27 protein-coding genes and 2 pseudogenes are annotated in these 25,428 nt (G+C 71.9%); 19 read left to right on the forward strand and 10 right to left on the reverse strand.

Annotated elements, in window-relative coordinates:
- Positions 1-329 precede the first annotated feature (329 nt).
- Genes AB0P06_RS09250 through AB0P06_RS09275 form a run of 6 tightly spaced genes read left to right on the forward strand, consistent with a single transcriptional unit; the run spans position 330 to position 5,157 of the window.
- Positions 330-452 (forward strand): lasso RiPP family leader peptide-containing protein, encoded by a 123-nt coding sequence (locus tag AB0P06_RS09250; RefSeq protein WP_363606284.1) that lies wholly within the window; start codon positions 330-332, stop codon positions 450-452.
- 36 nt (positions 453-488) lie between these two features.
- Complete coding sequence (locus AB0P06_RS09255; RefSeq protein ID WP_363606286.1) at positions 489-2,366, forward strand: asparagine synthase-related protein; 1,878 nt, start codon at positions 489-491, stop codon at positions 2,364-2,366.
- Positions 2,363-2,623 (forward strand): lasso peptide biosynthesis PqqD family chaperone, encoded by a 261-nt coding sequence (locus tag AB0P06_RS09260; RefSeq protein ID WP_363606287.1) that lies wholly within the window; start codon positions 2,363-2,365, stop codon positions 2,621-2,623. Before AB0P06_RS09255 ends, AB0P06_RS09260 begins: the two co-directional genes overlap by 4 nt.
- On the forward strand, positions 2,620-3,078 hold the full coding sequence (locus AB0P06_RS09265) for a lasso peptide biosynthesis B2 protein (protein WP_363606289.1): 459 nt from the start codon (positions 2,620-2,622) through the stop codon (positions 3,076-3,078). The genes AB0P06_RS09260 and AB0P06_RS09265 overlap by 4 nt, the downstream gene beginning before the upstream one ends.
- Positions 3,075-3,995: a phytanoyl-CoA dioxygenase family protein gene (locus AB0P06_RS09270; protein WP_363606291.1), complete on the forward strand. Its 921-nt coding sequence runs from the start codon at positions 3,075-3,077 to the stop codon at positions 3,993-3,995. The genes AB0P06_RS09265 and AB0P06_RS09270 overlap by 4 nt, the downstream gene beginning before the upstream one ends.
- Before the next feature lies 1 nt (position 3,996).
- Complete coding sequence (locus AB0P06_RS09275; protein WP_363606292.1) at positions 3,997-5,157, forward strand: tryptophan dimethylallyltransferase family protein; 1,161 nt, start codon at positions 3,997-3,999, stop codon at positions 5,155-5,157.
- A 70-nt stretch (positions 5,158-5,227) separates the two neighbouring features.
- Here AB0P06_RS09275 and AB0P06_RS09280 read toward each other — a convergent pair whose 3' ends face one another.
- Complete coding sequence (locus AB0P06_RS09280; protein ID WP_363606293.1) at positions 5,228-6,214, reverse strand: COX15/CtaA family protein; 987 nt, start codon at positions 6,212-6,214, stop codon at positions 5,228-5,230.
- Between the two features lie 338 nt (positions 6,215-6,552).
- Positions 6,553-7,908, reverse strand: a complete 1,356-nt coding sequence (locus AB0P06_RS09285; protein WP_363606294.1) for a GH1 family beta-glucosidase — start codon at positions 7,906-7,908, stop codon at positions 6,553-6,555.
- A gap of 136 nt (positions 7,909-8,044) precedes the next feature.
- Here AB0P06_RS09285 and AB0P06_RS09290 point away from each other — a divergent pair.
- Both AB0P06_RS09290 and AB0P06_RS09295 read left to right on the forward strand, forming a co-directional pair.
- Positions 8,045-8,140, forward strand: a pseudogene (locus tag AB0P06_RS09290) (site-specific integrase); the annotation flags it as partial.
- A gap of 52 nt (positions 8,141-8,192) precedes the next feature.
- Entirely contained in the window at positions 8,193-8,369 is a 177-nt protein-coding gene (locus AB0P06_RS09295; RefSeq protein WP_363606333.1) for a hypothetical protein, read from the forward strand.
- A gap of 85 nt (positions 8,370-8,454) precedes the next feature.
- On the opposite strand, the gene AB0P06_RS09300 is transcribed toward AB0P06_RS09295, so the two are convergent.
- Together AB0P06_RS09300 and AB0P06_RS09305 are read right to left on the reverse strand one after the other, a co-directional pair.
- Positions 8,455-9,627, reverse strand: coding sequence for an ATP-binding protein (locus AB0P06_RS09300; RefSeq protein ID WP_363606324.1), 1,173 nt, complete (start codon positions 9,625-9,627; stop codon positions 8,455-8,457).
- An 89-nt stretch (positions 9,628-9,716) separates the two neighbouring features.
- Positions 9,717-10,382 (reverse strand): response regulator transcription factor, encoded by a 666-nt coding sequence (locus AB0P06_RS09305; RefSeq protein ID WP_363606295.1) that lies wholly within the window; start codon positions 10,380-10,382, stop codon positions 9,717-9,719.
- A 124-nt stretch (positions 10,383-10,506) separates the two neighbouring features.
- On the opposite strand from AB0P06_RS09305, the gene AB0P06_RS09310 reads away from it, so the two are divergent.
- From AB0P06_RS09310 to AB0P06_RS09325, 4 genes are read left to right on the forward strand one after another with little or no spacing between them, the layout of a single operon-like run.
- On the forward strand, positions 10,507-11,010 hold the full coding sequence (locus AB0P06_RS09310; RefSeq protein ID WP_363606296.1) for a hypothetical protein: 504 nt from the start codon (positions 10,507-10,509) through the stop codon (positions 11,008-11,010).
- Positions 11,000-12,091: a peptidoglycan-binding protein gene (locus AB0P06_RS09315; protein ID WP_363606297.1), complete on the forward strand. Its 1,092-nt coding sequence runs from the start codon at positions 11,000-11,002 to the stop codon at positions 12,089-12,091. The genes AB0P06_RS09310 and AB0P06_RS09315 overlap by 11 nt, the downstream gene beginning before the upstream one ends.
- Complete coding sequence (locus AB0P06_RS09320) at positions 12,088-12,798, forward strand: ABC transporter ATP-binding protein (protein WP_363606298.1); 711 nt, start codon at positions 12,088-12,090, stop codon at positions 12,796-12,798. Before AB0P06_RS09315 ends, AB0P06_RS09320 begins: the two co-directional genes overlap by 4 nt.
- A complete protein-coding gene (locus tag AB0P06_RS09325) occupies positions 12,795-13,991 on the forward strand; it encodes an ABC transporter permease (RefSeq protein ID WP_363606299.1) in 1,197 nt (398 codons plus the stop codon). The genes AB0P06_RS09320 and AB0P06_RS09325 overlap by 4 nt, the downstream gene beginning before the upstream one ends.
- Here the strand turns inward: AB0P06_RS09325 and AB0P06_RS09330 are convergent.
- Positions 13,978-14,352: pseudogene (locus tag AB0P06_RS09330) on the reverse strand (transposase); the annotation flags it as partial. The gene AB0P06_RS09325 and the pseudogene AB0P06_RS09330 sit on opposite strands and share 14 nt — an antisense overlap.
- Between AB0P06_RS09330 and AB0P06_RS09335 the strand changes: the two are divergent.
- Entirely contained in the window at positions 14,327-14,806 is a 480-nt protein-coding gene (locus AB0P06_RS09335; protein WP_363606325.1) for an SUMF1/EgtB/PvdO family nonheme iron enzyme, read from the forward strand. The pseudogene AB0P06_RS09330 and the gene AB0P06_RS09335 overlap by 26 nt on opposite strands.
- On the opposite strand, the gene AB0P06_RS09340 is transcribed toward AB0P06_RS09335, so the two are convergent.
- Positions 14,763-15,269: a recombinase family protein gene (locus AB0P06_RS09340; protein WP_363606300.1), complete on the reverse strand. Its 507-nt coding sequence runs from the start codon at positions 15,267-15,269 to the stop codon at positions 14,763-14,765. The two genes, AB0P06_RS09335 and AB0P06_RS09340, sit on opposite strands and share 44 nt — an antisense overlap.
- Positions 15,270-15,524: 255 nt before the next feature.
- Between AB0P06_RS09340 and AB0P06_RS09345 the strand changes: the two genes are divergently transcribed.
- Together AB0P06_RS09345 and AB0P06_RS09350 are read left to right on the forward strand one after the other, a co-directional pair.
- Entirely contained in the window at positions 15,525-15,773 is a 249-nt protein-coding gene (locus tag AB0P06_RS09345) for a hypothetical protein (protein ID WP_363606301.1), read from the forward strand.
- Positions 15,774-15,873: 100 nt separating this feature from the next.
- Positions 15,874-16,977 carry a hypothetical protein gene (locus AB0P06_RS09350; RefSeq protein WP_363606303.1) on the forward strand — a complete coding sequence of 368 codons (1,104 nt, stop codon included), beginning with the start codon at positions 15,874-15,876 and terminating at the stop codon, positions 16,975-16,977.
- Here AB0P06_RS09350 and AB0P06_RS09355 read toward each other — a convergent pair.
- Together AB0P06_RS09355 and AB0P06_RS09360 are read right to left on the reverse strand one after the other, a co-directional pair.
- A complete protein-coding gene (locus tag AB0P06_RS09355) occupies positions 16,946-17,728 on the reverse strand; it encodes an N-acetyltransferase (protein WP_363606304.1) in 783 nt (260 codons plus the stop codon). The two genes, AB0P06_RS09350 and AB0P06_RS09355, sit on opposite strands and share 32 nt — an antisense overlap.
- Before the next feature lie 26 nt (positions 17,729-17,754).
- Positions 17,755-18,600: a class I SAM-dependent methyltransferase gene (locus AB0P06_RS09360; RefSeq protein ID WP_363606305.1), complete on the reverse strand. Its 846-nt coding sequence runs from the start codon at positions 18,598-18,600 to the stop codon at positions 17,755-17,757.
- A 239-nt stretch (positions 18,601-18,839) separates the two neighbouring features.
- On the opposite strand from AB0P06_RS09360, the gene AB0P06_RS09365 reads away from it, so the two are divergent.
- Positions 18,840-20,288 carry a N,N-dimethylformamidase beta subunit family domain-containing protein gene (locus AB0P06_RS09365; RefSeq protein ID WP_363606306.1) on the forward strand — a complete coding sequence of 483 codons (1,449 nt, stop codon included), beginning with the start codon at positions 18,840-18,842 and terminating at the stop codon, positions 20,286-20,288.
- On the opposite strand, the gene AB0P06_RS09370 is transcribed toward AB0P06_RS09365, so the two are convergent.
- Entirely contained in the window at positions 20,239-20,997 is a 759-nt protein-coding gene (locus AB0P06_RS09370; protein ID WP_363606307.1) for an HAD family hydrolase, read from the reverse strand. The two genes, AB0P06_RS09365 and AB0P06_RS09370, sit on opposite strands and share 50 nt — an antisense overlap.
- Positions 20,998-21,007: 10 nt before the next feature.
- On the reverse strand, positions 21,008-22,183 hold the full coding sequence (locus AB0P06_RS09375; protein WP_363606308.1) for a serine/threonine protein kinase: 1,176 nt from the start codon (positions 22,181-22,183) through the stop codon (positions 21,008-21,010).
- A gap of 318 nt (positions 22,184-22,501) precedes the next feature.
- Here AB0P06_RS09375 and AB0P06_RS09380 point away from each other — a divergent pair, with 318 nt between their 5' ends.
- From AB0P06_RS09380 to AB0P06_RS09390, 3 genes are read left to right on the forward strand one after another with little or no spacing between them, the layout of a single operon-like run.
- Entirely contained in the window at positions 22,502-23,665 is a 1,164-nt protein-coding gene (locus AB0P06_RS09380) for an extracellular solute-binding protein (RefSeq protein ID WP_363606309.1), read from the forward strand.
- Positions 23,655-24,569, forward strand: coding sequence for a sugar ABC transporter permease (locus AB0P06_RS09385; RefSeq protein WP_363606310.1), 915 nt, complete (start codon positions 23,655-23,657; stop codon positions 24,567-24,569). Before AB0P06_RS09380 ends, AB0P06_RS09385 begins: the two co-directional genes overlap by 11 nt.
- Positions 24,566-25,390 (forward strand): carbohydrate ABC transporter permease, encoded by an 825-nt coding sequence (locus AB0P06_RS09390; RefSeq protein WP_363606311.1) that lies wholly within the window; start codon positions 24,566-24,568, stop codon positions 25,388-25,390. The genes AB0P06_RS09385 and AB0P06_RS09390 overlap by 4 nt, the downstream gene beginning before the upstream one ends.
- The last annotated feature ends 38 nt before the right edge of the window (positions 25,391-25,428 follow it).

Genomic DNA, 25,428 nt, shown 5'->3' on the forward strand with positions numbered 1-25,428 from the left:
TCCCGACTCGACCGTGCGGCGCCCTCTCCGGGCATCCCCATGATTCCATCCGGGCGCCGGGTCGCCGGCCCGGCCCGGAGCCTGGCGGAAGTGACAGGCCACGCCCCGGATGTGCACACCCCATGCATGCCCTGCGAACGTTCCCGCCCGATTCCGGTCGGAATTCGCGCATGTACCGCCCGGCCATGTCCGCTGCTTTACCATCGCCCAGCCGTCCGGAAGTGCCGCGTCCACAAACAGAAGGACGGATGGGAACTGTTCGCACTCTTGCCGACGCAACTGAACCGTGATTAGCATCGAGGCAAGTTTTCCGGAGGAGGTGAATATCAATGAAGGAGATCGAGGAGACGGAGTACGAGGCTCCCGCGCTGCTGCCGGTCGGTGAATTCAACGAGGTGACCACCTGGTACGGCTGGGCGAGCAACGACGGTGAGGGCGTGGCGATCATCTGATCCCGCCCCGACAGCACGCTGGTGAACGGAGGGGTTGTGGGCAGCACGTCCTGGTTCGTGGCTTTCCCGGGGAAAGCCGAAGGCCCGGCGCCCAGGATCCCGGTGCCGGCCGACGGCGTGCGGGTGGTGCACCACCCGTCGGGGCGTCCGTGGATCGTCGCGGATGCCTCACACGCCCGGCTGGTGGTCGCCGGCACGGGTGCCAGGCGCCTCGCGCTGTTCGGCGAGTTCGACGCCGACGCCGGGCGCCTGGCACGGCTGCTCGACCGGCACGACGACGTGCCCGGCCTGCTGGCCGCGGCGCACCGCGTCCCGGGCAGCTTCCACCTGATCTGCGCCGACGGCGATGCGCTCTGGGTCCAGGGCAGCGCCTCCGGGCTGCGGCAGGTCTGCTACGCCCGCCACCCCGAGGGCGGCTACGCGGCGGCCGACTCGGTGGAGCCGCTGATCGACTGGAGCGGGGGCGCCCCGCGGCCGGAGATGGTCGCCTGGGGGCTGGTCCACCCCGGCTTCGACTACGGCCTGACCGACGGCACCCACTGGACCGGTGTGCACCGGCTGCCCGCCGACCACCGGCTGCGCCTGACCGGCGACCGCGCCGACACCCGGCCCTGGTGGCGGCCCCCGACCGGCGGGCTCCCGCTCGCCGAAGGGGCACCACTGCTGCGCGCCGCGCTGGAGGAGGCGGTGGCGGTCCGGGTGCGCACCGCGGCCGGCCTCTCCGCGGACCTCTCCGGCGGCATGGACTCCACCTCGCTCTGCTACCTGCTGGCCGGCCAGGACGCGTCGTTCCGGTCGTTCGTCGAGCAGACCGTCGACCCCAACCACGACGACGCCCGCTGGGCCGCCCTCGCGGCGCGCGAGATCGGCCGGGAGCTGACCGTGCTGGGGCCGGAGGACGTACCGGGCCCGTACGACGGCATCTGGGACGGCGACGCCGGCCTGGTCACCGAGGTGCCCTACGGCCTGGGCGAGCCGTACACGCTGATCCGCAACCGCACCCGTAAGACCGCCATGTCCCGGCTGTTCGCCGCCACCGGTGCGACGGTGCACATCGGCGGCTTCGGCGGCGACGAGCTGTTCACCGTCGCCCCCTCCTACTTCAGCGACCTCTACCGGACCGCGCCGGTGGCGGCGGTGCGCGGGATCCGCCCGCTCGCCCGGCTCCGCCGGTGGACGCTGCCGCAGGTGGTCAGGTCGCTGGCCGACCGGCGGACGTACGCCGCGTGGTTCACCCAGGAGCTGAGCACCCTGCACCTGCCGCGCCCGGCCACGGACGGGCCGACCGTCGGCTGGGGGCCGGCCCTGCACCTGCCGCCCTGGGCCACCGCGCACGCCGCCGAGGCGATCCGGGAGATCGCCCGCGAACGGTCCGGCGAGATCCGCCCGCAGGCCGGGGACCGGGCCTCCCACACCGCGGTGGCCGGGCAGCGGATCGGCGGCCAGCGGCTCGGGCCGCTGCGGGACCTGATGGAGCGCTCCGGCGTGCTGCTGTCGTTGCCCTACATGGACGACCACGTGCTGGAGGCCGCGCTGGCCGTCCCGCGCGGCGAGTCGCTCCCGGGCCGGGGCTACAAGCCGCTGCTCAAGGCCGCCATGGGGCCGACCGGGAGCGGGGCGCTCTCCCGCTCGACCAAGGGCGAGTTCAGCATGTCGGTCTACCGCGGCCTGCAGCGCAACCGGCGGGCGCTGCTCGCCATGGTCGAGGAGCCGCTGCTGGCCGAGCACGGCCTGGTGGACCCGGACGCGCTGCGGGCGAGCATCCGGGACACCATGCGCCCCCAGCACGAGACGGCGGCGCTGGAGCTGACGCTCGGCGCCGAGGCCTGGCTGCGCACGGTGGCCGGGCGGACGACCCCGACACCGAGGGAACCGGGAGGAATTCTGGTGAACAGCTATCCGGTGGCGCCGTGACGCCGCGCGTGGTGCCACACGTCACCCTGGTCCGGGAGAGCGAGGCGGCGGTGCTCCTCGACAAGAAATCCGGGAAGTATTTCCGGCTCAATCGGCTCGGCGCCGACGTTTTCGAGCTGTTATCCGCCGGACAATCCCCGGAAGAAATCACGGAAACCCTCCGGAAAAGGTTTCCGGCGGCCCGGGAGAGAATTCCCGAAGACGTCCTCCGGCTGGTCGAACAGCTGCGCGCGGCCCGGATCGTGGTGGACCGATGACCCTGCACATGACCCCGGAGCCACGCGCCTGGCTGCCGCCGCACCGCCGGATCGTGCCGCTGCTGGCGGTCGCCGCGAGCCGGCTGCTGGTCACCACCTCCAGCCCGGACCGGCTGGAGCGGCTGCTACGCCGGCTGAGCGCCAACGCCCGGCCGGCCTCCTACGCCCAGGCGCTGCGGGCCCGCGAGGACGTGGTCTCGGTCAGCGGCCGCTGTGCCGGCCAGTACTGCCTGGAGCGGTCGGTGGCCGCCGCCCTGCTGGTGCGGGCGCGCGGCGGCTGGGCGGACTGGGTCTCCGGGGTGAACCTCGCGCCGTTCGCGGCGCACGCCTGGATCGAGGTCGACGGGGAGCCGGTGGGCGAGCCGCTGCGGTTGGACGGGTTCCACAAGAACATCCAGGTCTCCCGCCCGCCTGCCCGGGCCGGGCGGGCGGCCACGGCGGACGGAGAGGCATGACGATGGGCACCCTGGACACCGCGGCGATCGTCAAGGAGATCGCCGCCAACGGCTACGCGCTGGTACCGGACTTCGTGACCGGGCAGGCCCTGACCGACGCGGTCGCGGCGATGGAGACCTACTTCCCGGACCCGGAGGACGGCCGGACCACCGCCGAGGAGGTCGCCGCGCTCAAGCACGCGGTGCCGTTCCCGTTCTCCGCCAACGCGCTCAACCGGCTCTCCCTCGACCCGCGCGTGATCGAAGTCGCCGAACACCTGCTGGGCGACCCCGACCTGCGGCTCACCAGCTCGTTCATCCAGGCCAAGTACGGCACGGCGTACGGGCCTTCGATCGACCAGACGCTGCACAACGACGCCTGGGCCGCCAGCAGCCTGCTGCCGCCGCGCGCCGACGGCGTCTACCAGCGGCTGTTCGGCATCGTCTACCTGACCGACGTCACGGTGGACACCGGGCCGACCTACGTGGTCGCGCGGGCCGAGCAGCTCGGTGTGCCGCTGCTCACCGCGACCGGCAAGGCCTCCTACGAGAAGGAGACCTACCCCGAGCTGTACGAGCGGCAGCGCCCGATCGAGGCGAAGCGCGGCTCGGTGCTGCTCTTCGTCGGTGACATCGTCCACCGCGGCGCCGGCTACCAGGGCACGCACGGCCGGCGGCTCGCGCTCTTCTTCAACATCCACGCGGCGGTGGCCCGTTGGACCGACAAGCACCTGTGGTCGATGCGGCCGGCCTCGCCGGGCTGGGACACCTTCCGGGAGTTCATGGTCGAGCTCTCGCCGCGCCAACGGCACCTGCTCGGCTTCCCCCCGCCCGGGGACGGCTACTGGACGGAGCAGTCGCTGGAGCGGGTGGCGGAGCTGTACCCGGGTATCGACACCGCCCCGTACGTGCCGGCTGAGCTCCGCGCGGGCCGCTGAGATGACCACCGACCTCGGCGACCCCGGCACCCGACCCACTCCCCCGGCCGCTCTCCCGGCCACCGGACCGGAGCGGCGGGCCGCGACGGACGGCTTCGCGGAGCGCGCCGCCCGCGGGCTCCGCTGGCTGGGCGAGGCGCTGGCCCTGGGCCCGGGCTTCGGGACGGCCGTGGACGCCGCCGTGCCGCTGCTGTTCGACGGCTGGGGGCACCGGGACTCGCGCGGCTCCGACCCCGCCGATCCGGCCGCGCGGGTGGCACCGTTCGAGTACTCGCTGGTGCTCGGCGACGGCGAGCCCGAGCTGCGGATCTTCCTGCGCCCGCTGCCCCCGGCCGGGAACACCACGGCGCTCGGCAGCTGGGAGCAGGGCTGGCGGATCCTCGCCGAGCTGGAGCGGCAGAACGTGGCCACGACGGGCCGGGCGGCGGTGCTGCGCGACCTCTTCCGCCCGGTCAGCCGGAAGGCCTCGTTCGGGCTCTGCCTGGCCGCCACGGTCCGGCCCGACGGTCTCTCGGGGGTCAAGGTCTACCTGGACACCCTCGCCCAGGGCCTGGCCCGCAACCGGGAACTGGTCGGCGCCGCGCTGGAGCGGCTGGGCCACGGCGAGGCCTGGCGGTGGCTGCGCGCGCACGACCCGGCGAGCATCGAGGTGCCGATGCCGGCGGTGTTCTCGCTGGACCTGGTGGATTCGCCGGCGGCGCGCGCGAAGTTCTACACCACCGTCACCGAGCGGTCGGCCGGTGAGCTGGAGGAGCGGATGGCCCGGCTCTCCGCGACCGCCCGGCAGAGCACCGCCGCGTTGCTGGACGCCCTCCCGGCCGCCGGGCCGCAGGCGCTGGCGGCGCCGGGGGTGCGGCCGACGCTCTGCTGGAGCCTGACCGCGCGGCATCCCGGGCGGCCCGAGGACGCCACCCTGTACCTGCCGTTCAACCACTACACCCCGCACGCGGCGCCGACGCTGGCCCGGCTCGGCGGGCTGCTCGCACCGGCGGTGCGGGGGCGGGTCGAGGCGCTGGTCGCGCGCTGTGCGGCCGCCGCGCCCGAGGGCGCCGCGGCCAACCCGTTCCACTGGGCGGCGGCCAAACTGGACCGGGCCGACGGCGAGCTGACGCTCTATCTGGCCGCCGACCGGGTCGACGCCGCGGCCCGCGCGGAACGCTGAACCCCCGCGGCACCCGGCGCGGGGCCGGGCGCCGCGGGGGTCCGGGCGGGAGCAGTGCGAGCGACGGCCCTCAGGCCGAGTGCTCCGGAGCCCGAACGGCCGGCGCCGGGAGCACCGGCTCCGGCCCGGGCGCTGCGAGCAGCCGGGCCGGGCGGGCCGCGAGCAGAACCCGGAGCGCACCCACCCAGACCAGGGCGGCACCGAGCAGGTGCAGGATCACCGCCGCCTCGGGCAGGCCGGTCAGCGACTGCACCACGCCGATCAGGCCCTGGGCCAGCACCACCAGCAGGAAGACCGCCGTCCGGCGGCGCGCGGCGGCGCCGGACGTGTCCCGGGGCAGCGCCGCGAACAGCACCGCCGCCAGCACCAGCACCACCGCCGCGAGCAGGCCGTGGACCACGGTGACCGTCGTCCAGTCCAGGCCGATCCGGGGCACGTCGGAGGAGTCGCCGGCGTGCGGGCCGGTGCCGCTGGTGACCGTACCGACCACCACCATCACGGCGGTGACCGCCACCAGGGCCGTCGCCAGGCCCCGGGCGCGCTCGGACGGCGCGGCCCCGGCGGGCCCGCCGCGCGCGTCGTCCAGCGTCGCGTCCCAGGTGACCGCGGCCGCGGTGAGCAGCAGCATCGCGGCCAGGAAGTGCGCCGCGACGATGTACGGGCTGAGCTTCAGCCAGACGGTGACGCCGCCGACCACCGCGTTCAGCACCACGATCCAGAACTGCGCCCAGCCGCCCCGGAGCACCCGCGGCACGGGGGTGCGCTGCAGCCGGGCGGCGATGATCACCCAGCCGACCACCACGCAGAGCACGCCGGTGAGCATCCGGTTGGAGAACTCGATCGCGCCGTGCAGCCCCATCTCGGAGGTCGGCGCGAGCGTGCTGTCGGTGCACATCGGCCAGTCGGGGCAGCCGAGGCCGGAGCCGGTGACCCGGACGACGCCGCCGGTCATGATGATCCCGATCGCCGCCACCACCGAGGTCACGGCCGCCGCCCGGACGCTCCGCGGTCCGAGCGTGTAGCGTCCTGCCAACCAGGACAAGGGGGTTCGCGCCATCGGGGCCATCCTCGATCGAGTCGTCGTTCGGTGGGCCCAGCCTACGACGGCCTTACGGATCGGTGGTCAAGGCCCTCCGAAGCGTCACGACGAGCACGATCCGCCGGGCACCCGCCCCGCTGCCCGCCGCGGAGCAACGCCTCCGCCGGCCCGGCCGTCCGCGGGAGGCGCGGGCGGCCGGGGCTGGGGCGCGCTCAACGGATGATCAACCTTGATGCTCGTGCACCGCGTTGGCGCCCTGGTTCTTCTTCCACGACTTCAGCTCCGGCAGTGCGCCCGCCTTGACTCTCGGCCACACCATGAATCAAGTCGACTAATTCCCAAATGAGTTGATAAGGTCACCCGACCCCCTGCCCCGCGAACCGCTTCCGGTGCGCGGCGATCAGGTCGCGGTACCAGGCGTACGAGGCCTTCGGCGTGCGCACCTGCGTCGCGAAGTCGACGTGGACCAGACCGAAGCGCTGACTGAACAGTCCCTCCGCCCATTCGAAGTTGTCGAGGAGGGACCAGGTGTAGTAGCCGCGGATGTCGATGCCCTCGGCGGCGGCGCGGGCGAGGGCGTCGAGGTGGGCGGCCATGAAGTCGATGCGGGGCTGGTCGGGGACGGTCTCCTCGGCGACGGAGCAGCCGTTCTCGGTGATGGTGACGGGCGGGAGGGCCTTGCCGTACAACTCGCGGAGGTTGATGAGGAGTTGAGTGAGAGCCTCGGGGACGACGGGCCAGCCGAAGGCGGTGTGGGGGACGTCGGGGATGTCGACCAGGTCGAAGGGCAGGCCGGGTTCGGTGGGGGCGGCGACGCGGGTGGGGTTGTAGAAGTTGAGCCCGAGGCCGTCGAGGCCGGGGGTGTGGATGAGGTCGAGGTCGCCGGGGCGGACGGCGCCGAAGATGTCGTCGGGGACGCCGAGGGCGGAGAGGTCGGGGTAGCGGCCGAGGAGGACGGGGTCGGTGAACAGGCGGTTGTGGAGGGCGTCGTAGGCCGCTGCGGCGGCCAGGTCGGCGGGGTCCGAGGAGGCCGGCTCGACCGGGGTGAGGTTGTTGGAGAGCATCGCCTCCAGACCTCGGTCGTGGAGCAAGGACGCGGCCAGGCCGTGGCCGAGGAGCTGGTGGTGGGCGGCCGGGAGGGCCTCGAACATCAGGGTGCGGCCGGGGGCGTGGGTGCCCAGGGCGTAGCCGTACACGGTGTGGACGAAGGGCTCGTTGAGGGTGATCCAGGCGGGGACGCGGTCGCCGAGGCGGTCGGCGACGACGGTGGCGTAGTCGGCGAAGCGGTACGCGGTGTCGCGGTTCAGCCAGCCGCCCCGGTCCTCCAGGCCCTGCGGGAGGTCCCAGTGGAAGAGGGTGGGCAGCGGGGTGATGCCGGCCTCCAGCAGCGCGTCCACGAGCCGGTCGTAGAAGGCGAGGCCGGCCGGGTTGACGGCGCCCGCGCCGGTGGGCAGGACGCGGGGCCAGGAGACGGAGAAGCGGTAGCCGTCCAGTCCGAGGCCCTTCATCAGGGCGATGTCCTCGGGGTACCGGTGGTAGTGGTCGCAGGCCACCGCCCCTGTGTGGCCGCCCCGTACGGCCCCGGGGCGGGCGGCGAAGGTGTCCCAGACGGACGGCCCGCGGCCGTCCTCGTCCACCGCCCCTTCGATCTGGTAGGCGGCGGTGGCGGCACCCCAGCGGAACCCCGCCGGCAGGTCGAAGCGGTCGGGCATGACAGCCTCCTGACGAGAACATGAGGGACTGTCATGTTAGCGGCGTCACACCGGAACACCAGAGGCCCGTCAACAAGACTCCGCCTCCGTCACGGGCCTGGGTGCCGGATGAATGGACTTCGACAAGGCCACACACTCCCTGGCGGTGGAGACCCGGCTCGTCCAGCTCGGCTGGGACGTCCTCGAAGGGGGGCCGAAGACCGCGAGCGGCGTTCGGCTGGTCGCGCTCGACCTCGGCACCACGGCTGAAGGCCACCACCGGCCACGTCCGTGGTTTCGCCGGCATGATGACCGGCCTCCGTGGCCACGAACGGCCCGACTGGATCAACGGTGTCTTGCGCGACGACCTGCCGGCCATCCGGGCGTTCGCCCAGGGGCTCCGGTACGACGAGAACGCCGCCGTCGCCGGACTGTCCCTGCCCTGGAGCTCCGGCCAGGACAGGCACGCAGCAGCTCGGTGAACCCCTGCGGTCACAGCACTGAAGGTGCGCAGGCCCTTCGGTGTGGGCACTGTTCGGAGAACGTACAGGCGCCCCAACAGCCGGGTCAGGCCGTGGGGAATTCGACCCGGATCCGCAGTCCGCCCGTGCTGCCGGGGACGGCGGTGACGGCGGCGTGATGGGCGCGCGCGATGGAGGCGACGATGGACAGGCCCAGGCCCGCGCCCTCACGCGGGCCGTGTCGACGCTCCTGAAGGCGGCGGAAGGGCTCGAAGAGATAGGGGACCGTCTCCGGCGGCACCTGGGGGCCGGTGTTGCCGACCTCCAGGACACCGTCGCGCACGCCGACCTCGACCCGGCCGCCGTCGCGGTTGTAGCGCAGGGCGTTGCCGACCAGGTTGCGCACCAGGTGTGCCAGCAGCACCGGATCACCCTCGACGGACACGGGGGCGATGTCGGATCGGACGGTGACGCGGTTCGCTCGGGCTTCCTCCGAGGCGGCGCACTCGGCGGCCACCGCGCGGGCCAGCTGGTCCAGTGCGACCGGCTCGCGGCGGTCCAGCCTCTGGTCGGAGACGGACAGCAACAGCAGGCCCTCGATGAGCCGTTCGCTGCTCTCGGAGACCTCTATCAGTTTGCGGCGGACCCGGGCGACGGCGGCCGGGTCCTCGGTGGCCAGCCCGATTTCGGCCGCGGCCCGCTGCACCGCGATCGGCGTCCGCAGTTCGTGTGCGGCGTTGGCTGCGAACCGCTGCTGCGCACCCACCAGCTGCTCCATGCGGTCGAGCATGGCGTCGAAGGTGTCGGCGAGCTGTTTGAGCTCGCCCGGGGGTGCGTCGAGGGCGATCCGCTCGTGCAGGTTCTCACCCGAGAGCCGCCGCGCCGTGTTGGTGATCACCGCTACCGGGCGCAGCACCCGTCCCGACATCCACCAGGCCAGCGCCACCGAGATGACGGCGAAGGCCGCCAGAGCGATCAGGGAGACGGTCAGCAGCTGGTTCTGGGCGGCCTGCTCGGCGGCCTGGGTGACGACCTTTACGGCCTGGAAGTGGGACTGTCCGCCGTCGGCGGGGGCGGTTCCGGGTGGAGCGTTTGCGGGTGAAGCGGTTCCCACTGTGAGGGTCCCCGCCGAGGTGGCGCCCGGGGTCGCCAGTGTGGCCAGTCGCGGTTCGACGGCGACGGCCGTGCTGATCGAGGTGTACAGACCCTCCCGGACCAGGAAGTTGACCAGGCAGATGAGCATGGCCCCGGCGAGGACGAGCAGCCCGCCGTAGAGCATGGTCAGCCGGCCCCGCTCCCCGCCCGGCAGCCGCGGGCGTGGTCTGCCGGGCAGCGGAAGGCGGTTCGGGCCGACCGGAGCGGAGCGCCTCATGCCGGGACGCCGATGCGGTAGCCGTGGCCGGGCACGGTGTCGATGACCGAGGGCTCGCCGAGCTTGGCGCGGAGTTTGCTGAGGGCGACCCGAACCGCGTTGGTGCGGTATCCCATGTTCCGCTCCCACACCTGCTCGATCAGGTCCTCACCGCTGACCACGGCGCCCTCGGCCTGCATCAGCACCTCCAGTACGCCGAACTCCTTGCGGGACAGGGCAAGGTAGCGGCCCTCCCGGAAGGCCTGGCGGCGAGCGGTGTCGAGGGTGATGCCCGCACGCTCGATGACCGGCGGAAGGGCGGGGTGGGTGCGGCGGCCGAGGGCCAGTACCCGGGCCAGCAGCTCCTCGTAGGCGAACGGCTTCGTGAGGTAGTCGTCCGCGCCCAGGTCCAGGCCGTCGACACGGTCGCGGACGGTACCGGCGGCGGTGAGCATCAGCACCCGGGTCAGCAACCGCTGCTCGACGACGCTCTGGCACACCTCGTCGCCGTGTGCTCCGGGCAGGTCGCGGTCGAGCACGAGCACGTCGTAGTCGGTGAGGCTCAGCCGTTCCAGCGCGTCGGCGCCGTTGTACACGACGTCGACGGCCAGGGCGTCGCGCCGCAGTCCCTCGGCGATCATGTCCGCCAGGAATTCCTCGTCCTCCACGATCAGTACACGCATGACATCAGGTGTACCTGAAAACCACCTTTCGTCGCCGTAAAGGTCTCGGCTGACAGCGGCGAAATGCGGGTGCGTGCCAGCCTCTGCATGGTCGGTCACTCGCAATCGGACACGGAGGAATTCCATGCGGAACCACATGCGGAACCACAGGTACGGCGCGGCGGCCGTGCTGCTGGCGGGGATGGCGCTGTTCACCGCGGCCTGTGGCGGAGGCGTCGCGGGCTCCGGAGGGGGCGGCGGCTCGGACTCGTCGGGCAAGGGCGCGGCGGCGGACCAGGCCTACGAGCACCGTAAGTGCCTGCGCGAGCACGGCGCCCAGGTGAAGGAGCCGGAGCCGGGCCAGGACCCGCGGGGCCTGGTCCTCGAGGGCGGGCAGGACAAGATGGCGGAAGCCCTCAAGGCCTGCGGGGGCGTCGGTGGCTCGGGCGGCGCGAAGATGTCCCAGGCCGACAAGGACAAGGCCCTCGAATTCGCCCAGTGCATGCGCAGTAACGGTGTGGATATGCCGGACCCGAAGTTCGACGGCGACTCGGCGATATCGGGACAGGCGATGAAGATCCCGGAGGGCGCCGAGAAGGACAGGTTCGACAAGGCGAACAAGGCGTGCAGTGGTCAGCATGCGGAGTGAGCGCGGGCGGAGCCGCCGAACGTACCTGATCGCCGCGCTGGTCACCTCGGTCACGCTGGTGGGCGGGGTCACGGCCCTCTCGCAGACCGGCGGCGGCGGAAGCGCCGGTACGGACCGCACGGACGGGCTGCCGCCGAGCACGGGCTCGGTGGAACGACAGGACCTGAGCAGCCGGACCCAGGTGGACGGGACCCTCGGCTACACCGAGGAGCGCCGGCTCAACGCCGGTGTGCCGGGCACCCTCACCTGGCTCCCGGAGGCCGGCGCGGTCGTGAAACGCGACGGGGTTCTCTACGAGGTCGACGGCCGGAAGGTCCGGCTCATGGAGGGCGAGCGCCCCGTGTACCGGACGCTGAAGGCCGGCGACAAGGGGCCGGACGTCAGACAGCTGAAGGAGAACCTCCGCGACTTGGGCTACGGCAAGGGGCTGGCTGCGGACGAGGAGTTCACCCCCGGCACCGCGGAAGCGGTCAAACGCTGGCAGAAGGCCCACGGTCTGGCCCGGACCGGCGAGATCGGCCCCGAGCAGATCGCCTTCTCGCCCGCTCCGGTACGGATCAAGAAGAACGATGCGGCCGTCGGCGACCAGGCCGCTCCCGGCAAGCCGGTCCTCACCACCACCGGCTCCGAACGGCAGGTGCAGATCAAGATCGAGGTCTCCCGGGCCGACCTCGCCAAGCCCGGTACCCGGGTCGAGGTCGACCTGCCCGGCGGCGGCAGGGCCAAGGGCAAGGTCGCCTCCGTCGACCGCACCATCGGTGAGGACGGCAAGGAGCAGGGCTCCCCGGACAAGCCCGCCAAGATCACCGCCCGGGTGCTCTTCGACGACCCGGGGCAGGCGGAGGGCTTCGACCAGGCGCCGGTCACCGTCGAGCTCGAAGGCGAGGTCCGCAAGGACGTGCTGACGGTACCGGTCAACGCACTGCTCGCGCTGTCCGGCGGGGGCTTCGGCGTCCAGGTCGTGGAGAGCGGGAAGGTGCGCGAAGTCCCGGTCGAGCTCGGCATGTTCGGACAGGGCCGGGTCGAGGTCAGCGGGACCGGCCTGGCCGAGGGAATGAAGGTCGGGGTGCCCAAGTCATGAGCGCGGTGGTCGAGCTGAACCAGGTCACCAAGGAGTATCCGGGCGGGGTCGTGGCACTGCACGGGGTGGACCTGCGCATCGGACGCGGCGAACTGCTCGCCATCGTCGGGCCTTCGGGGTCGGGCAAGTCCACCCTGCTGCACATCGTCGGCACCCTGGACCGGCCCAGCGCCGGATCCGTCACCCTGGCGGGCCACGACGTCGCCGCCCTCTCCGACCGCCGGCTGTCCGCCCTGCGCGCCCGGCACATCGGCTTCGTCTTCCAGTCCTTCCACCTGGTGGCCGGGGTCAGCGCCCGGGACAACGTCGCCGAGGGCCTGCTCTACTCGGGCCTGCCGCGCGCCCAGCGCCGCAGGCGCGCGGCCCTGGCCCTGGAGCGGGTCGGGCTCGCGGACCGCATGCACCACCGTCCGCACGAGCTGTCGGGCGGCCAGCGGCAGCGGGTGGCCATCGCCCGGGCGGTGGTCGGCGAGCCTGACCTGCTGCTGGCCGACGAGCCGACCGGCGCGCTGGACTCCGCCTCGAGCGAAGCGGTGATGGAGCTGCTGCACGACCTCAACGCCGAGGGTGCCACCATCGCGGTGATCACCCACGACGGCGAGATCGCCGACAGCCTGCCACGCCAGGTCCGTATCCGCGACGGCCGCGTCGTAGCGGATCTGCGCACCGGCGCCGCCGACCCGGCCGATCGGGGTGGGGAGCGATGAGCCGCACACGGCTCTCCCCGGCCCGGCTCGGCCCCCGTGACGTCCTCCACGTCGGCTCGGCGGGCCTGCGCACCCGGCCACTGCGGGTGGTGCTGTCCGCGCTGGGCATCGCCATCGGTATCGCCACCATGATCGCGGTGGTCGGCATCTCCTCCTCCAGCAAGGCCCAACTCCTGCGGCAGCTCGACCAGTTGGGCACCAACTTGCTGGTCGCCTCCCCTGGCCAGGGGCTGTTCGGAGAGAAGGTGAAGCTGCCCAAGGAGTCGATCGGCATGCTGAGTCGCGTCCCCGGGGTCGAGCAGGTCGGCGCGACCGGTGACCTGGCCCAGTCCGTCAGGCGCAGTGAGAAGATCCCCGACGACGAAACCGGCGGCATCACCGTGAAGGCCGCCACCGAAGGACTGCTGGACGTCGTGCGCGGCGCGGTCGGCTCGGGCACCTGGCTCAACGAGGCCAACGGGCGCTACCCGTCGACGGTGCTCGGACACGTCGCGGCCCAGCGCCTGGGCATCACCACCCCCGGTCAGCAGGTCCACATCGGCGGCCGGTACTTCACCGTCATCGGCATCCTCGACCCGCTGCCGCTGGCTCCCGAGATCGAGCGGGCCGCCCTGGTCGGCTGGGACGGCGCCGGCGCGCTGCTGGGCTTCGACGGCCACCCGACCCAGATCTACGAACGGTCGACGGATCGAACGGTCAGCGCGGTCCGCGAGCTGATCCCACGCACCGTCGATCCGCAGAACCCGCGCAACGTGCAGGTCACCGACCCCTCCTCGGCGCTCCAGGCCAAGGCCGCCACCGAGGGGGCGTTCACCGACCTCCTGCTCGGGCTGGGCGGTGTGGCGCTCCTGGTCGGCGGCGTCGGGGTCGCCAACACGATGATCATCTCGGTACTGGAGAGGCGCCACGAGATCGGACTGCGCCGCTCCCTGGGCGCCACCAGGGGCCAGATCCGTCTCCAGTTCGTGACGGAGTCCCTCCTGCTCTCCGGACTGGGCGGGCTGGCCGGCGTGGCCCTGGGCTCGGCCGCCACCTACGCCTTCGCCGCCTCGGGCGGCCTGCCCTGGGTGGTCCCCTTGTGGGCCGTCACCGGGGGCTTCGCCGCCACCTTGCTCATCGGTACGGCGGCAGGCCTCTACCCCGCCGTCCGGGCCTGCCGCCTCTCCCCGACCCTCGCCCTCAGCACCGGCTAGGGCTTGTCCGGTCGATCATGTGCGGAGCCAGATGGCGAGGGCTGCTGCGGTGACGGTGCCGAGGTAGGCGTAGCCGCGTTTGTCGGGTTGCGACCGCTCTGGCGTGCTTGAACCGGATGCCGCGTCTGCGCAGGTAGGCGCGACACGGCCCGTTGCTGTAGGCCTTGTCGGCGGCCAGGCTGTCGGGCTTCTTGCGGGGCCGGCCCGGACCGGTCCGCGGGATCCGGACCTTCTCCAGCGCGGGCTCGAACTGCGTGCAGTCCGCCCGCTGCCCCGGGGTGACGACCAGGGACAGCGGGCGGCAGCGACCGTCCGCGCTCAGGTGGACCTTGGTGGTGAACCCGCCGCGCGAGCGGCCGAGGCCCTCGCCTCCAGCACCACCTCCGCTCGGGCTCGCCCCGGACCACCGGCCGCTGGTCGAGGTCTCCCACGCGCAAGCGGCCCGGATCGCCGCCGACCTGGGCGGCCGGCTGCCGCTGTCGAAGGAGTGGGAGTGGGCGGCCCCCGGGGCCGAACGCCGCCGGTACCCGTGGGGCGAGGAGGTGCCTGACGAGGGACGGGCGAATCTGCGCGACTCCTGCGGACGGCTCACCCCGGTCAGCTCCCATCCCCGGGGGCGGACTCCGACCGGGCTGTGGCACATGGCGGGCAACTGCTGGGAGTGGACCGCGCCGAAGACGATCGGCGGCGGCTTCGTGATCCGCGGCGGCTCCTTCAACTCCCTGCCGCTGTACGCCCGGTGCACGTTCCTGAACGCCGCGCCGGCCGATCTCAGCTCGCCTGGCATCGGCTTCCGGGTGGTGAGGGCGGCGTGATCGGCGACCTCGTGATCGCGGGCTGCTCCCGCCGCAAGGCGCCGGACGTCGGCCTCTTGCCCGCCCCGGAGCGGTACACCGGGGGCCTCCCAGTGGAAGATGACCCGGGCCTTGCCCAGGACCGGGCCGATGTCGTCGTGCCCTTGCGCGTGTAGCGGTCGAGCGCGAAGCACCAGAGGACGGGCACCTGGTCGTCGAGGACGGCGGTGAGGGCGTTGTCGAATCCGGGGCGGGCGACGTCCGACCAGGCGGAGAGGTTGTCGACCCAGACCTTCCGGACGCGGTAGTGGTTGCGTACCGCCCACTCGCGGCCTTCTGACTCCTGGGCGCGGACGGAGGTGATGTCGCGCTTGTCGCTCTCCCGGACGATCTTGGACTTGCGGAGGTAGAGGTCGATCTCCGGCCAGTCGGCCGGGTCCGTCGACGGGTGCATCGTCGGTGGTTCGTGGTGGTACGCGGGCATGGACCGGATCCTCCGGGTAGGCCTTCCCACCGACCGCGCACCGCGCAGAACGGTGTACTCGGACCAGCGTCGCCGCCGCAAGGCTGCGTGACCACCATTGGTCTACTCCAATCTGTCCTGAATACGTCGTCACAGCGGGCGCCGGTCTGCCGTTCACTGTTTCTTCCGAGCCGCCGGGTCACTGCCGCGCGACCGGTCGATGTGGGAGTCGTGATGCGAAGATCCGTGCGCTTTCTGATCGTTGGGGTTACTGCCGTGCTCGCTGCCGGTGTGGTGGTGGCCGTGCACATCGATGGCCGGGTGCCGCTCGTGCCCGCCCTGTGTGTGGACGGGTTCGTCGGGGTCGGCTGGCTGTCGCTCGCCGCCCTGGCCTTCCCGCGGCGACGGCCTCCGGTCGCCCCGGTGGACGACGGCGTGGGGCCACTGTTCCTCGCCGACCTCCCCTACCGGCCGGAGGGCGAGCCTCGCGCCACCGCGCCCTGGAGAGGCCGCCGCTGGCCCTGACCCCGACGTTCGGAACCGGCCGAGATCACTCCGCACCCTTTCCGCGGCGGGGGGCTCCTGTCACGATGACACGGGACCCCAGAAACGAGGGAGAGTTACGGTGTCGACGGTGCGCGTGAGTTCGGCGGTCATGACCCACCCGGTACGCCTGGTCCAGGCCCGCGAGCTGGCCGAGCGGCTCGGGCTGGACGGCCTGGCGCTCGATCCGGAGCCGGACGGTCCGCCCTCGGCCCTCCGGACGGCCCAGGTCGCCTGGGCGGCGGCGGACTCCGGGGGGAGCCACCACCTCGTCGTCCAGGACGACGTGTCCGCCCCGGAGAACCTGGTGGCGCTCGTCGGCCGCGCGGCCGCCCGGTTCCCCGACGAGGCCCTGGTGTTCTACACGAACTGGCACGCGCGCAACGGCGGCGCCTCCCGGCTCGCCGCGCTCGCCGGCGCCGCCTGGGTGCGGGCCGTGCCCGACGAGTTCACGCCGTCCCTCGCCGTCTGTCTGCCGCTCGACACGGCGGACGGCTTCCGCCGGTTCAGCACCGGCAGCGCCGAGCGCCACGACGACGAGCTCTTCTCCGTCTTCTTCCGCGCCCGCGGCCGGATGAGTCTGATCGCCGTGCCCAACGTGGTGGAGCACATCGGCACCAGCAGCATCAACGGCCATGCCACCCAGGGGATCCGGCTCGCCGTCTGCCCCATGGGCGCCGCCGACGCCGAGCCGCTCCTGGAGCACGGCCGCGTCCTGGAGGAGCCGGGGTGGATCCCGTACATGCGGTACGGCGAGGGCTACATCCGGCTCGTGGGCCAGGAGAACGGCCCGGACGGCGGGCGCGGCCATCACCGTTGGCTCGACGCCCTGCCGATGACCGGCCTCACCGAGCGCGCGGTGCGCGACGCGGTGGCCGACGGCATGCCGGCGGACCTGGCGTCGGAGGTGGCCGGGCGGTTCGGCCGGAGCTTCGCCGAGGAGCTGTGGATCCACTGCCTGCTGCTCGGCCGGCAGGCGGCCGAGGCCGCCCGCCGGCTGGGCGGCGACCCCGGCGACGTCCCGCCGGCCGCCCTCGCCCGGCTGCGGGACGCGGCGGTGTCCACCGCCGGTCCCGCCGGCCTGCCGCCCGAGCGTCGCCCGGAGGCCGGGCCGGACGAGGTGCGGCTCATGTCCGCCTTCGCGTGGACCGCCGTCAGGGCCGGGGAGCAGTGGCCTCCGGCGTGACCTCCCCGGTGACCGGGTGGGTGATCCACACCGCGGGCTCCCAGTACCCGCCGAGATCCCGTGCGTGCTCGATCCGCAGGGTGGCGAGGCCGCCGGGGAACACGTAGTCGCCGTCCTCCGGGAAGGCGAGACCGGTCCAGCGCTCCCATTCGGCCACCGTGCCGGTGATCCGTGACGAGCGCTCCGAGGCGCCGGCGATCGCACCGCCGGCGCCCACCTGGGTGCGGATCCACGGGTCGAGCGGAGCCCCGTCCGCGCGCCGCCAGGTCGCGTACCGCTCGATCGGCACCAGCGGGTACCGGTCCTTCCAGGTGGGCCGCACGGGCACCAGCACCGTCTCCAGGCCGGCCCGCCGCGCCACCTGGCGCATGCCGTCGAGAAGCACGCTGGAGAAGCCCTTGCGCTGGTAGTCCTCAGCGACCTCGATGCCCAGCGCGCACAGGGCGCCGGCGGTCCGGCCCGCGGTGCGGTCCGCGAACGCCCGGGCGATGGAGTCGTCCAGTCCGGGGCCCAGGTCGGCGGCCGTGCCGTCCCAGGTCCGCGGCAGCGAGCGTCCGGCGCCCGCCACCACCTCGCGCTCGTCGTCGTACAGGACGAACTGGTAGTCGGGGAAATCCGCGAACAGCCGGTCCCAGTAGCCATCGTTGACATCGCCGTGCAGGTTGTACTCGGGCACGATGCCGGCGAACCGTTCCGGCATGCGGTCCCACAGTTCGGGTTTCTCCGCGTGGGTCACCACGATCAGGGCCATCGGGCCGTCCTCCTCTTCTTGTGGGTCTAAGCGGGGACTTCGACGTCCCAGACGATGACGATCGGCAGCCCGTCCCAGGCCGCGCGGGCGGCGTCCGCGATGAACTCCTCGTAACCCCCGGGCGCGAGGCGGCCGTTGAAGAGCGGCTCGTGACAGGCCCGCACCCGCAGCCCGGCTCCCGTGAACGCCTCCAGGTACCGCCCGGGCAGATGGACGTGGTTGCGGACGAACGCGAGCTGCTCGGAGTCGTGCACGAAGACGCACTGCCCCTGGAGGGCGATGACGAACGGGTGCAGGTCCGAGACGATGATCCGCCCACCCGGACGGACCACCCGGGCCAGTTCCGCCACGCCCGCCGCCAGGTCCGGAAGATGGGTCATGGCCAGCGAACAGACGGCGAGATCGACCGAGTCGTCCTCCAGCGGCAGGCTCTCCAGGCGCCCGACCCGGAACTCGGCCTGCGGAGCGCGCTCACGGGCCTTGGCCAGCATCTCGGGCGACTGGTCCACGCCGATGGTCCGGTGCCCGCGGGAGACCAGGGCGCCGGTCTGCCGCCCGGTACCGCAGGCGGCGTCCAGGGCGGTGCCCGCGGGAAGGGTGTCGAGGATCCCGTGCAGCACGGGCTCCTCGACCTCGACGTACGAGCTGGGCAGCGAGTCGTACACCGCCGACCAGGAGGCGTAGCCCTCGGCCAGGTCGAGTTCGCTGACGTCGGTGCCCCCGTCCGGCAGCTCCCCGTCGCCCGACACGAAACGCCGGATGTCCTCGACGCGTGCCTTGAGGAACTCCTCCTCGCCGTCCAGGGCGTGGCGCAGCAGCGCCAGGCCCTGGATTCCCAGGACGAGTTCCCTCACTCGAAATTCATTGCTCATGCGAATGCCTCGTTCTTGACCGGAGGTGACGGATGTGCGGTAGCCGGTCGGCTTCGGCTGAATTCCAGCTACCCGGCCCGGCGGTAGAGGACTCTCCCCATCCGGTTCACTGTCCGAAAGGCGGCCTTGAATGACCGGTTTCGCGGCATCGTTGCCCGGAATTCCCGGAACCCCCTACGATGGCGGGCCGAAGCGGCCGAACACCTATTCGCCGGCCGCGCGCTCTGCTGGGAGGCAGAATGATAGAGGGATATCTCGGCCGGGAAAGCGTCACCGCCGGGGAGGAGCTGACCGTGCACGTCTCCACCGACGCCGCCCGGTTCCGGCTGAGGTTCTACCGGCTGGGAGAGGAGCTGGACCTGGTGGCGGAGACCGGCCGGCGCCCCGGTTCGCTCCACCTGCCGCCCGCGCACCCCGACGGCGTCCCCGGCCGGGCCTCGCCCGCCGACGGCTGGGACTGGCCGCCGCTCACCGTGCCCGTGCCGGAGGACTGGACGCCCGGCATGCACCTCGTCCAGTTCGTCGAGGACGGCGACGACCCGCCGCTCCTGGACGCCGCGAGCATCGAGGGCCCCGCTCGCGAGTTCTTCGTCGTGCGGCCCCGGCGGGCCGGCAGCCGGTCCGGCATCCTCTACAAGAAGTCGACCTTCACCCGGCATGCCTACAACCGCTCCGACCGGCCGGACGCGGAGCGCGCCGCCAGCCTCTACGACCACCCCGTGTACCTGCCGAACGACAATCCCCGCGGGCACAAGGTGAGCCTGCACCGGCCCGGCGGAATCATCGACCTCGCCTACTGGGACGCCCCTTTCATCGCCTGGCTGGAGCGCAACGGCTATCCGGTCGAATTCTGCACGGATCTCGATCTGCACGAGGATCCGGATCTGCTGTCCTCGTACGATCTGCTGCTCAGCGTCGGCCATGACGAATACTGGAGCGAGGCGATGCGCAGCCATGCCGAGCGATTCGTCCGGGACGGCGGGAACATCGCTTTCCTCAGCGCCAACACGTGTTGGTGGCGCATTCATCCGACCGACCGGAACACCGCCTTCGTCTCGGACACCGACCACCACGTCGGGGACGAGTACCCGCACCTTCCCGCGACCGACCAGTGGTGGCCGGCGGCGCCCGACGGCGTGGGCCGCCCCGAGAACTCCCTCACCGGGGTGAGTTTCCGCAACGGCGGCATGTGGGCGAGCACCGAATGGCCGGGGGACCGTCCGCGCGAGGGGTACACCGTGCAGCACGCCGACCACTGGGTCTTCGCCGGCACCGGGCTGCGCGACGGCTCCGACGGCGGTGAGCCCGACCGGCTCGGCGCGGGCACCCCGCTCATCGGGTACGAGTGCGACGGCGCCGCCTACGTCCGCGACGGCCACGGCGTCGCCCGCGCCAGCGGCGAGGACGGCACTCCCACCTCCTTCCTCATCCTCGGCATCCACGTCCTCGAACCCGTCCACGAGGACTTCCACCACTTCAAGTGGGGCCACTGGAACGGCCCGGCCCGGGAGCCGGGCATCACCAGCCCCCGGGCCGCGACCATGGGTGTCTTCACCGCCGGCGGCACCGTGTTCTCCGCCGGTACCACCGACTGGCCGGTGGTCTGCGGGAAGGATCAGGACGCCGGTGTCGTCCAGGTCACCCGCAATCTCCTGGACCGGCTGCGGCACCGCTCGTCACGAGCCTGAGCAGTTCCCCCAGCCCGCGGATCCGGGCCGCCCCGTCCGGCAGGGGCGGCTCGGATCCGAGCACCGCCGGGTCCGGCCGGCACAGGTGGACGGACCGCATCCCGGCCGTGAGCGGGCCGAGCACGTCCGGCGCCCACATGTCCCCGACGAACAGCACGTGTTCGGGCGGCAGCTGGCACCGCTCCAGCAGCGTCCGGTAGATCAGCGGGTGCGGCTTGCGCGCGCCCGCCCGGGCGGAGCCCACCACGACGTCGACCGACCCGCCGAGGCCGACGTCCTCCACGCAATCCTCCAGGTTCCAGAACCAGTTGGAACAGACGCCGACCAGCAGCCCCTGCGCGCGGAGCTCTTCGAGGACGGGGCGGGCGTCCTCGAAGAGCTCCAGCCGGAGGGCCTTCATGGCGCGGTCGATCTCCTCGACCAGGCCGTCCAGCTCGTGTTCCGGCACCCCGCAGTCGAGAGCCCTGCGCCGAAGCCGGTCCAACTCCCAGCGGTGGTAGTCGTTCTCCGCGGCGGAGTGGACCGCATGCTCCTCGCCCTCGCCGGGGCCCACCGCCCACTGGTCGCCCCAGCGGGCGCCCTGGGCGGCCAGGCCCCGGCGGTCGAAGATCGCGCGGTGGTCGGGCGGCAGCGGCTCGACCATCCGCACCAGCGTCCCGTAGAAGTCGAAGACGACGGCACGGACCTCCGGCGGCAGCACGTACGGCACGGGCCCGGCCTCAGTACCGGCCGTGCCGGCGCGGGAAGTAGTCCTGCAGGTCGCCGTCCCGTTCGATGTCGACGGTCGCGCAGTGCAGCCCGCCGCCGAACGGCCCGACCGCCCGGAAGGGCACCGGGACGATCTCGAAGCCGTACGAGGACAGCTGCTCCGAGAGCCGGACCTCCTTCTCCTCGATGCACAGGGTGTTCTCGTCGAGGTTCAGCATGTTGCCCGCGAGCCACGGGCTGCAGAACGACAGCTTCGGCGGGTGGTCCCAGCTCGCGGGCTGCACCGCCTCGATGATCTCCCAGTCGTTGAGCCGGAAGAACTCCATCAGCTCGGCGTCCGCGAGCCGCTCGCCGCAGTGCAGCACGAGCCCGGGGCGCAGCGGCACCCAGGTCGCGTCGATGTGCAGCGGGTGGGTGTTGGTGGAGGTGACCGCGTGCACCCGGTGGTCGGGGAAGTGGCGCTTGAGCCACTGGTAGCCGCTGCGGTTGGTGACGAAGGACAGCTGGACGAAGAGGTCCTTGCCGAAGCGGGCGACGTCGGCCGCGTCGAACAGCGGCTCGGCCTCGGTCAGCACCAGGTCGTAGTCGCGGACCCGGGCCAGCTGCTCCTCGGTCGGCAGGTCGTTGTAGGTGTCCCAGAACTTGGTGTTGAACGAAGCGTCGGTGAGCCGCGGCTTCGGTGCGGCCTCCCAGCGCATGTTCTCGTCGGCGTCGAACAGGCCCTGCAGCACGGGCCGGTAGCACAGGTACTCGTGCCAGCGGCTGCGGTAGGACATGGTCGCTTCCAGGACCTCGTTGCCGACGGTCAGCAGCAGGTCCCGGGGCGGCATGCAGCCGAACATGGAGTCCTGCGTCCAGTCGGGCGTGCTGACCTGCTGGGTGAAGTCGACGGGGGTGGGGCGGTCCACCCTGATGCCGCGGCGGCGCAGCATCTCGGCGAAGTCGTCGAGCTGTTCCTCGGCCTCGGCGACCATGTCCTCGGGCATCGGGCCGTAGGTGCCCAGGGGGAAGCCGTCCTCGGGGTAGTCCCGGCGCACCGCGTGCTCGGGAGCCTGGACCACGGTGCCCTCGGCCCGCCCGACGATCACGTGGCGCAGCGGGTCCCAGCCGTTCCAGGCGTTGACCCGGAGCGGCCTGGCGGAGGCGTCGGGAGTCTCGTCGGACGAAGTCGTCATCTGCTCGGTCACGTAACAAGCCCTTCGTATCGGGATCACGTGGTGCAGAGGCCTAACCTGCGGGTACCGCCCCGGAGGAGTCAAGCGTTGGGCCCTCTGCGGGACACTGAACGTCATCTTCCGGCCGAATGTTCGCGCCTCTGCGACGCGGAGTGATCAGACGGGTAGTCAGGAGGTTGCCCCCATAGTGAACTTGGAGACCTCATGGCCATTCGCATGTCCTACCGCCCCCTTGTCCTCACGTTTCTCCTGTCTCTCGCGGCCACCGGATGCAGTTCCGGGTCGGGGAGCGGGTCCGAGGCGGGCGGCAAACTGACGGTGTGGCTGGCCGTGGACGCGCAGGAGAGTTGGCCGCAATTGGTCCAGTCCACCAACGACCGGTTCACCAAGGCCCACCCCGGGGTCCAGGTCGACGTCCAGTACCAGCAGTGGACGACGAAGAACCAGAAGCTGGACGCCGTCCTCGCCGGGAAGAACGTTCCCGACGTGGTCGAGATGGGCAACAGCGAGACCACCAACTACATCGTCAACGGCGCCTTCGCCGCCGTCGACCCGGCGCGCTTCGACCAGTCGGACGCCTGGCTGCCGGCGCTCGCCGACGCCTGTCGTGCCGACGGCAAGACGTACTGCGTGCCGTACTACGTCGGAGCCCGGGTCGCGATCTACCGCACCGACCAGTTCTCCGGCGCGGGTGTCGCCGGCGCCCCGAAGACCTACCCCGAACTGCTCTCCGCGCTGGACAAGCTGAAGGGCACCTACAGCGCCGGGGACCCCAACTACTCGGCGCTCTACATGCCCGGCCGCTACTGGTACGCGGCCATGGCCTTCGTGAAGGACGCGGGCGGCGAGATCGCCGTGAAGGACGGCGGCAAGTGGAAGAGCTCGCTGTCCTCGCCGCAGTCGGTGGCCGGGCTCACCGAGTGGAAGCGGCTGATCGACACGTACTACGTCGGTGACCGGGCCAAGGACAACAGCGACCAGCCGGCCGTCATCGGGCAGGGCCGCGTGGGCGTCTTCTACGGCAACACCTGGGAGGCCGACGCCGCCGCCGACGAACGCTCCGGCGGGGACCCGAAGCTGAAGGACAAGTTCGGCACCTTCCCCTTCCCCGGCCCGTCCGGCAAGCTCCTGCCGCCGTTCCTCGGCGGATCCACCCTGGCGGTGCCGGCCAAGTCGACCCGCAAGGACCTGGCCGCCGACTGGATCAAGATGTTCACCGACCGGGAGTCGCAGAAGACCCTGATCGAGGTGAACACCCTGCCCAACAACACCACCCAGCTGGCCGAGGTCGCCGGCGGCGGCATCAACGGCCCGGCGGCCCAGGCCGCCGCGACCGGAGGCTGGATGACCCCGTTCGCGCCCGGCTGGACGTCGGTGGAGAAGTCCAACATCCTGCCCGAGATGCTGGAGCGCATCGCCAACGGCAAGCAGTCCGTGCAGGACGCCACCCGTGAGGCGGACCAGCGGATCAACGAAGTGATCAATGAGCGCTGACCGGGGCCGGCGGCGGCGTCCGAAGCTGCTGCCGTACCTGCTGATCGGTCCCACCGTCCTCGCGATGGTCCTCGTGCTCGGCTACCCGCTCGTGGACATGGTCGTGCTCGCCTTCCAGGACATGACCCGCGAACAGCTCTTCAGCGGCGCCGCACCGCCGTGGGCCGGACTGGACCAGTTCAGGAAGATCCTCGGTGACGGCTTCTTCTGGACCGTGGTGGGCCGCACGGTGCTCTTCACCGCGGTGACCGTCGTGCTCACCGTGCTCTGCGGGCTGTTCACGGCGCAGCTGATGCACCGGGTCTCGCCCTGGGTGCGCGCCGTCATCTCCGGTGTGCTGGTCACCGTGTGGGCGATGCCCGCGATGGTCGCGGCGTCGATCTTCCGCTGGCTCTTCGACACCGACTACGGCGTCACGAACTGGGTGCTCTCCGAACTGCCGGGGGTCGACATGATCCACCACAACTGGTTCATCGACCCCTGGCAGGGGTTCACCATCATCGTCGCCGTCGTGGTGTGGGGCTCACTGCCGTTCGCCGCCATCACCCTGCGGGCCGCGCTGGCGCAGGTCCCGCACGAACTGGAGGAGTCCGCGGTGCTGGACGGTGCCCGGCCGTTCCAGGTCTTCCGGCACGTCACCCTCCCGGTGATAAGACCGGTCCTCCTCATGGTCACCACGCTGAACGCGATCTGGAACTTCGGTGTCTTCAACCAGATCTGGCTCATGCGCGGCGGCCAGCCCGAGCGGGAGTACTACCTGCTGGGCGTCTACTCCTTCATCGAGTCCTTCGCGGTGAACCGGTACAGCACCGGGGCCGCGATCGCGCTCGTGACCGTCGTGCTGCTGCTCGCCGGATCGGTCGTCTACCTGCGTCAGATGCTCAGGACGGGAGAGCTCGAATGAGACGACGACGGTCGCTGGGCCACGACCTCCTCGGGCTGCTCGTCGCCGCGGTGATCGGCTTCCCCGTCTACTGGATGGTGCTCACCGCGTTCCGGCCGGCCAACGAGATCCTGAGCCTTCCGCCGAAGTTCTGGCCGGGCCGGCTCTCGTTGGACAACTTCGCCCGGGCCCTGGGCTCGGAGACCTTCTGGGCCAACGTCCGCTCCAGCGTCATCATCGGCCTCGGCACCGTCGTGGTGTCGCTGGTCGTCGGCACGCTCGCCGCGTTCGCCCTCGCCCGCTTCCGCTTCACGGGCCGCAAGACCTTCGTCGTGGTGATCCTCATCGTCCAGATGGTGCCGCTGACGGCCCTGATCATCCCGCTGTACCTGCTGCTGAACGACGCCGGGCTGACCGACAGCCTCACCGGGGTGATCCTCACCTATCTGGTGTTCACCCTGCCGTTCACGGTGTGGATGCTGCGCGGATTCATCAACGGGGTACCCGTGGAGCTGGAGGAGGCGGCCATGGTCGACGGCTGCGGCCGCCTCGGCGCGTTCCGCCGGGTGGTGCTGCCACTGCTCGCACCCGGCATCGTCGCCACCTCGGTCTTCGCGCTCGTCCAGGCCTGGAACGAATACGTCCTCGTCTACATCCTGTTGTCCACTCCCGAGAAGCAGACCGTCAGCATCTGGCTGGTCTCCTTCACGACCAGCCGAGGCACCGACTACGGCGGCCTCATGGCGGGTGCCACACTCACCGCCCTGCCCGTCGTGGTCTTCTTCCTCATCATCCAGCGCCGGATCGCCTCCGGCCTGGCCGCCGGCGCCGTCAAGGGCTGACCCCGCACACCGAAAACCCGGCTCCCCCGGTCGCACCC

The organism is Kitasatospora sp. NPDC088351, assembly GCF_040685575.1.
Lineage (GTDB): Bacteria > Actinomycetota > Actinomycetes > Streptomycetales > Streptomycetaceae > Kitasatospora.

Bases quoted from the DNA above. Each gene is read 5' to 3' on its own strand.
- AB0P06_RS09365 (WP_363606306.1), top strand. From the start codon at position 18,840: ATGATAGAGGGATATCTCGGCCGGGAAAGCGTCACCGCCGGGGAGGAG.
- AB0P06_RS09340 (WP_363606300.1), bottom strand. From the start codon at position 15,269: ATGCCCGCGTACCACCACGAACCACCGACGATGCACCCGTCGACGGAC.
- AB0P06_RS09305 (WP_363606295.1), bottom strand. From the start codon at position 10,382: ATGCGTGTACTGATCGTGGAGGACGAGGAATTCCTGGCGGACATGATC.
- AB0P06_RS09315 (WP_363606297.1), top strand. From the start codon at position 11,000: ATGCGGAGTGAGCGCGGGCGGAGCCGCCGAACGTACCTGATCGCCGCG.
- AB0P06_RS09270 (WP_363606291.1), top strand. From the start codon at position 3,075: ATGACGATGGGCACCCTGGACACCGCGGCGATCGTCAAGGAGATCGCC.
- AB0P06_RS09355 (WP_363606304.1), bottom strand. From the start codon at position 17,728: ATGGCCCTGATCGTGGTGACCCACGCGGAGAAACCCGAACTGTGGGAC.
- AB0P06_RS09285 (WP_363606294.1), bottom strand. From the start codon at position 7,908: ATGCCCGACCGCTTCGACCTGCCGGCGGGGTTCCGCTGGGGTGCCGCC.
- AB0P06_RS09310 (WP_363606296.1), top strand. From the start codon at position 10,507: ATGCGGAACCACATGCGGAACCACAGGTACGGCGCGGCGGCCGTGCTG.
- AB0P06_RS09275 (WP_363606292.1), top strand. From the start codon at position 3,997: ATGACCACCGACCTCGGCGACCCCGGCACCCGACCCACTCCCCCGGCC.
- AB0P06_RS09320 (WP_363606298.1), top strand. From the start codon at position 12,088: ATGAGCGCGGTGGTCGAGCTGAACCAGGTCACCAAGGAGTATCCGGGC.
- AB0P06_RS09325 (WP_363606299.1), top strand. From the start codon at position 12,795: ATGAGCCGCACACGGCTCTCCCCGGCCCGGCTCGGCCCCCGTGACGTC.
- AB0P06_RS09390 (WP_363606311.1), top strand. From the start codon at position 24,566: ATGAGACGACGACGGTCGCTGGGCCACGACCTCCTCGGGCTGCTCGTC.
- AB0P06_RS09360 (WP_363606305.1), bottom strand. From the start codon at position 18,600: ATGAGCAATGAATTTCGAGTGAGGGAACTCGTCCTGGGAATCCAGGGC.
- AB0P06_RS09280 (WP_363606293.1), bottom strand. From the start codon at position 6,214: ATGGCGCGAACCCCCTTGTCCTGGTTGGCAGGACGCTACACGCTCGGA.
- AB0P06_RS09385 (WP_363606310.1), top strand. From the start codon at position 23,655: ATGAGCGCTGACCGGGGCCGGCGGCGGCGTCCGAAGCTGCTGCCGTAC.
- AB0P06_RS09250 (WP_363606284.1), top strand. From the start codon at position 330: ATGAAGGAGATCGAGGAGACGGAGTACGAGGCTCCCGCGCTGCTGCCG.
- AB0P06_RS09295 (WP_363606333.1), top strand. From the start codon at position 8,193: ATGATGACCGGCCTCCGTGGCCACGAACGGCCCGACTGGATCAACGGT.
- AB0P06_RS09300 (WP_363606324.1), bottom strand. From the start codon at position 9,627: ATGCTCTACGGCGGGCTGCTCGTCCTCGCCGGGGCCATGCTCATCTGC.
- AB0P06_RS09265 (WP_363606289.1), top strand. From the start codon at position 2,620: ATGACCCTGCACATGACCCCGGAGCCACGCGCCTGGCTGCCGCCGCAC.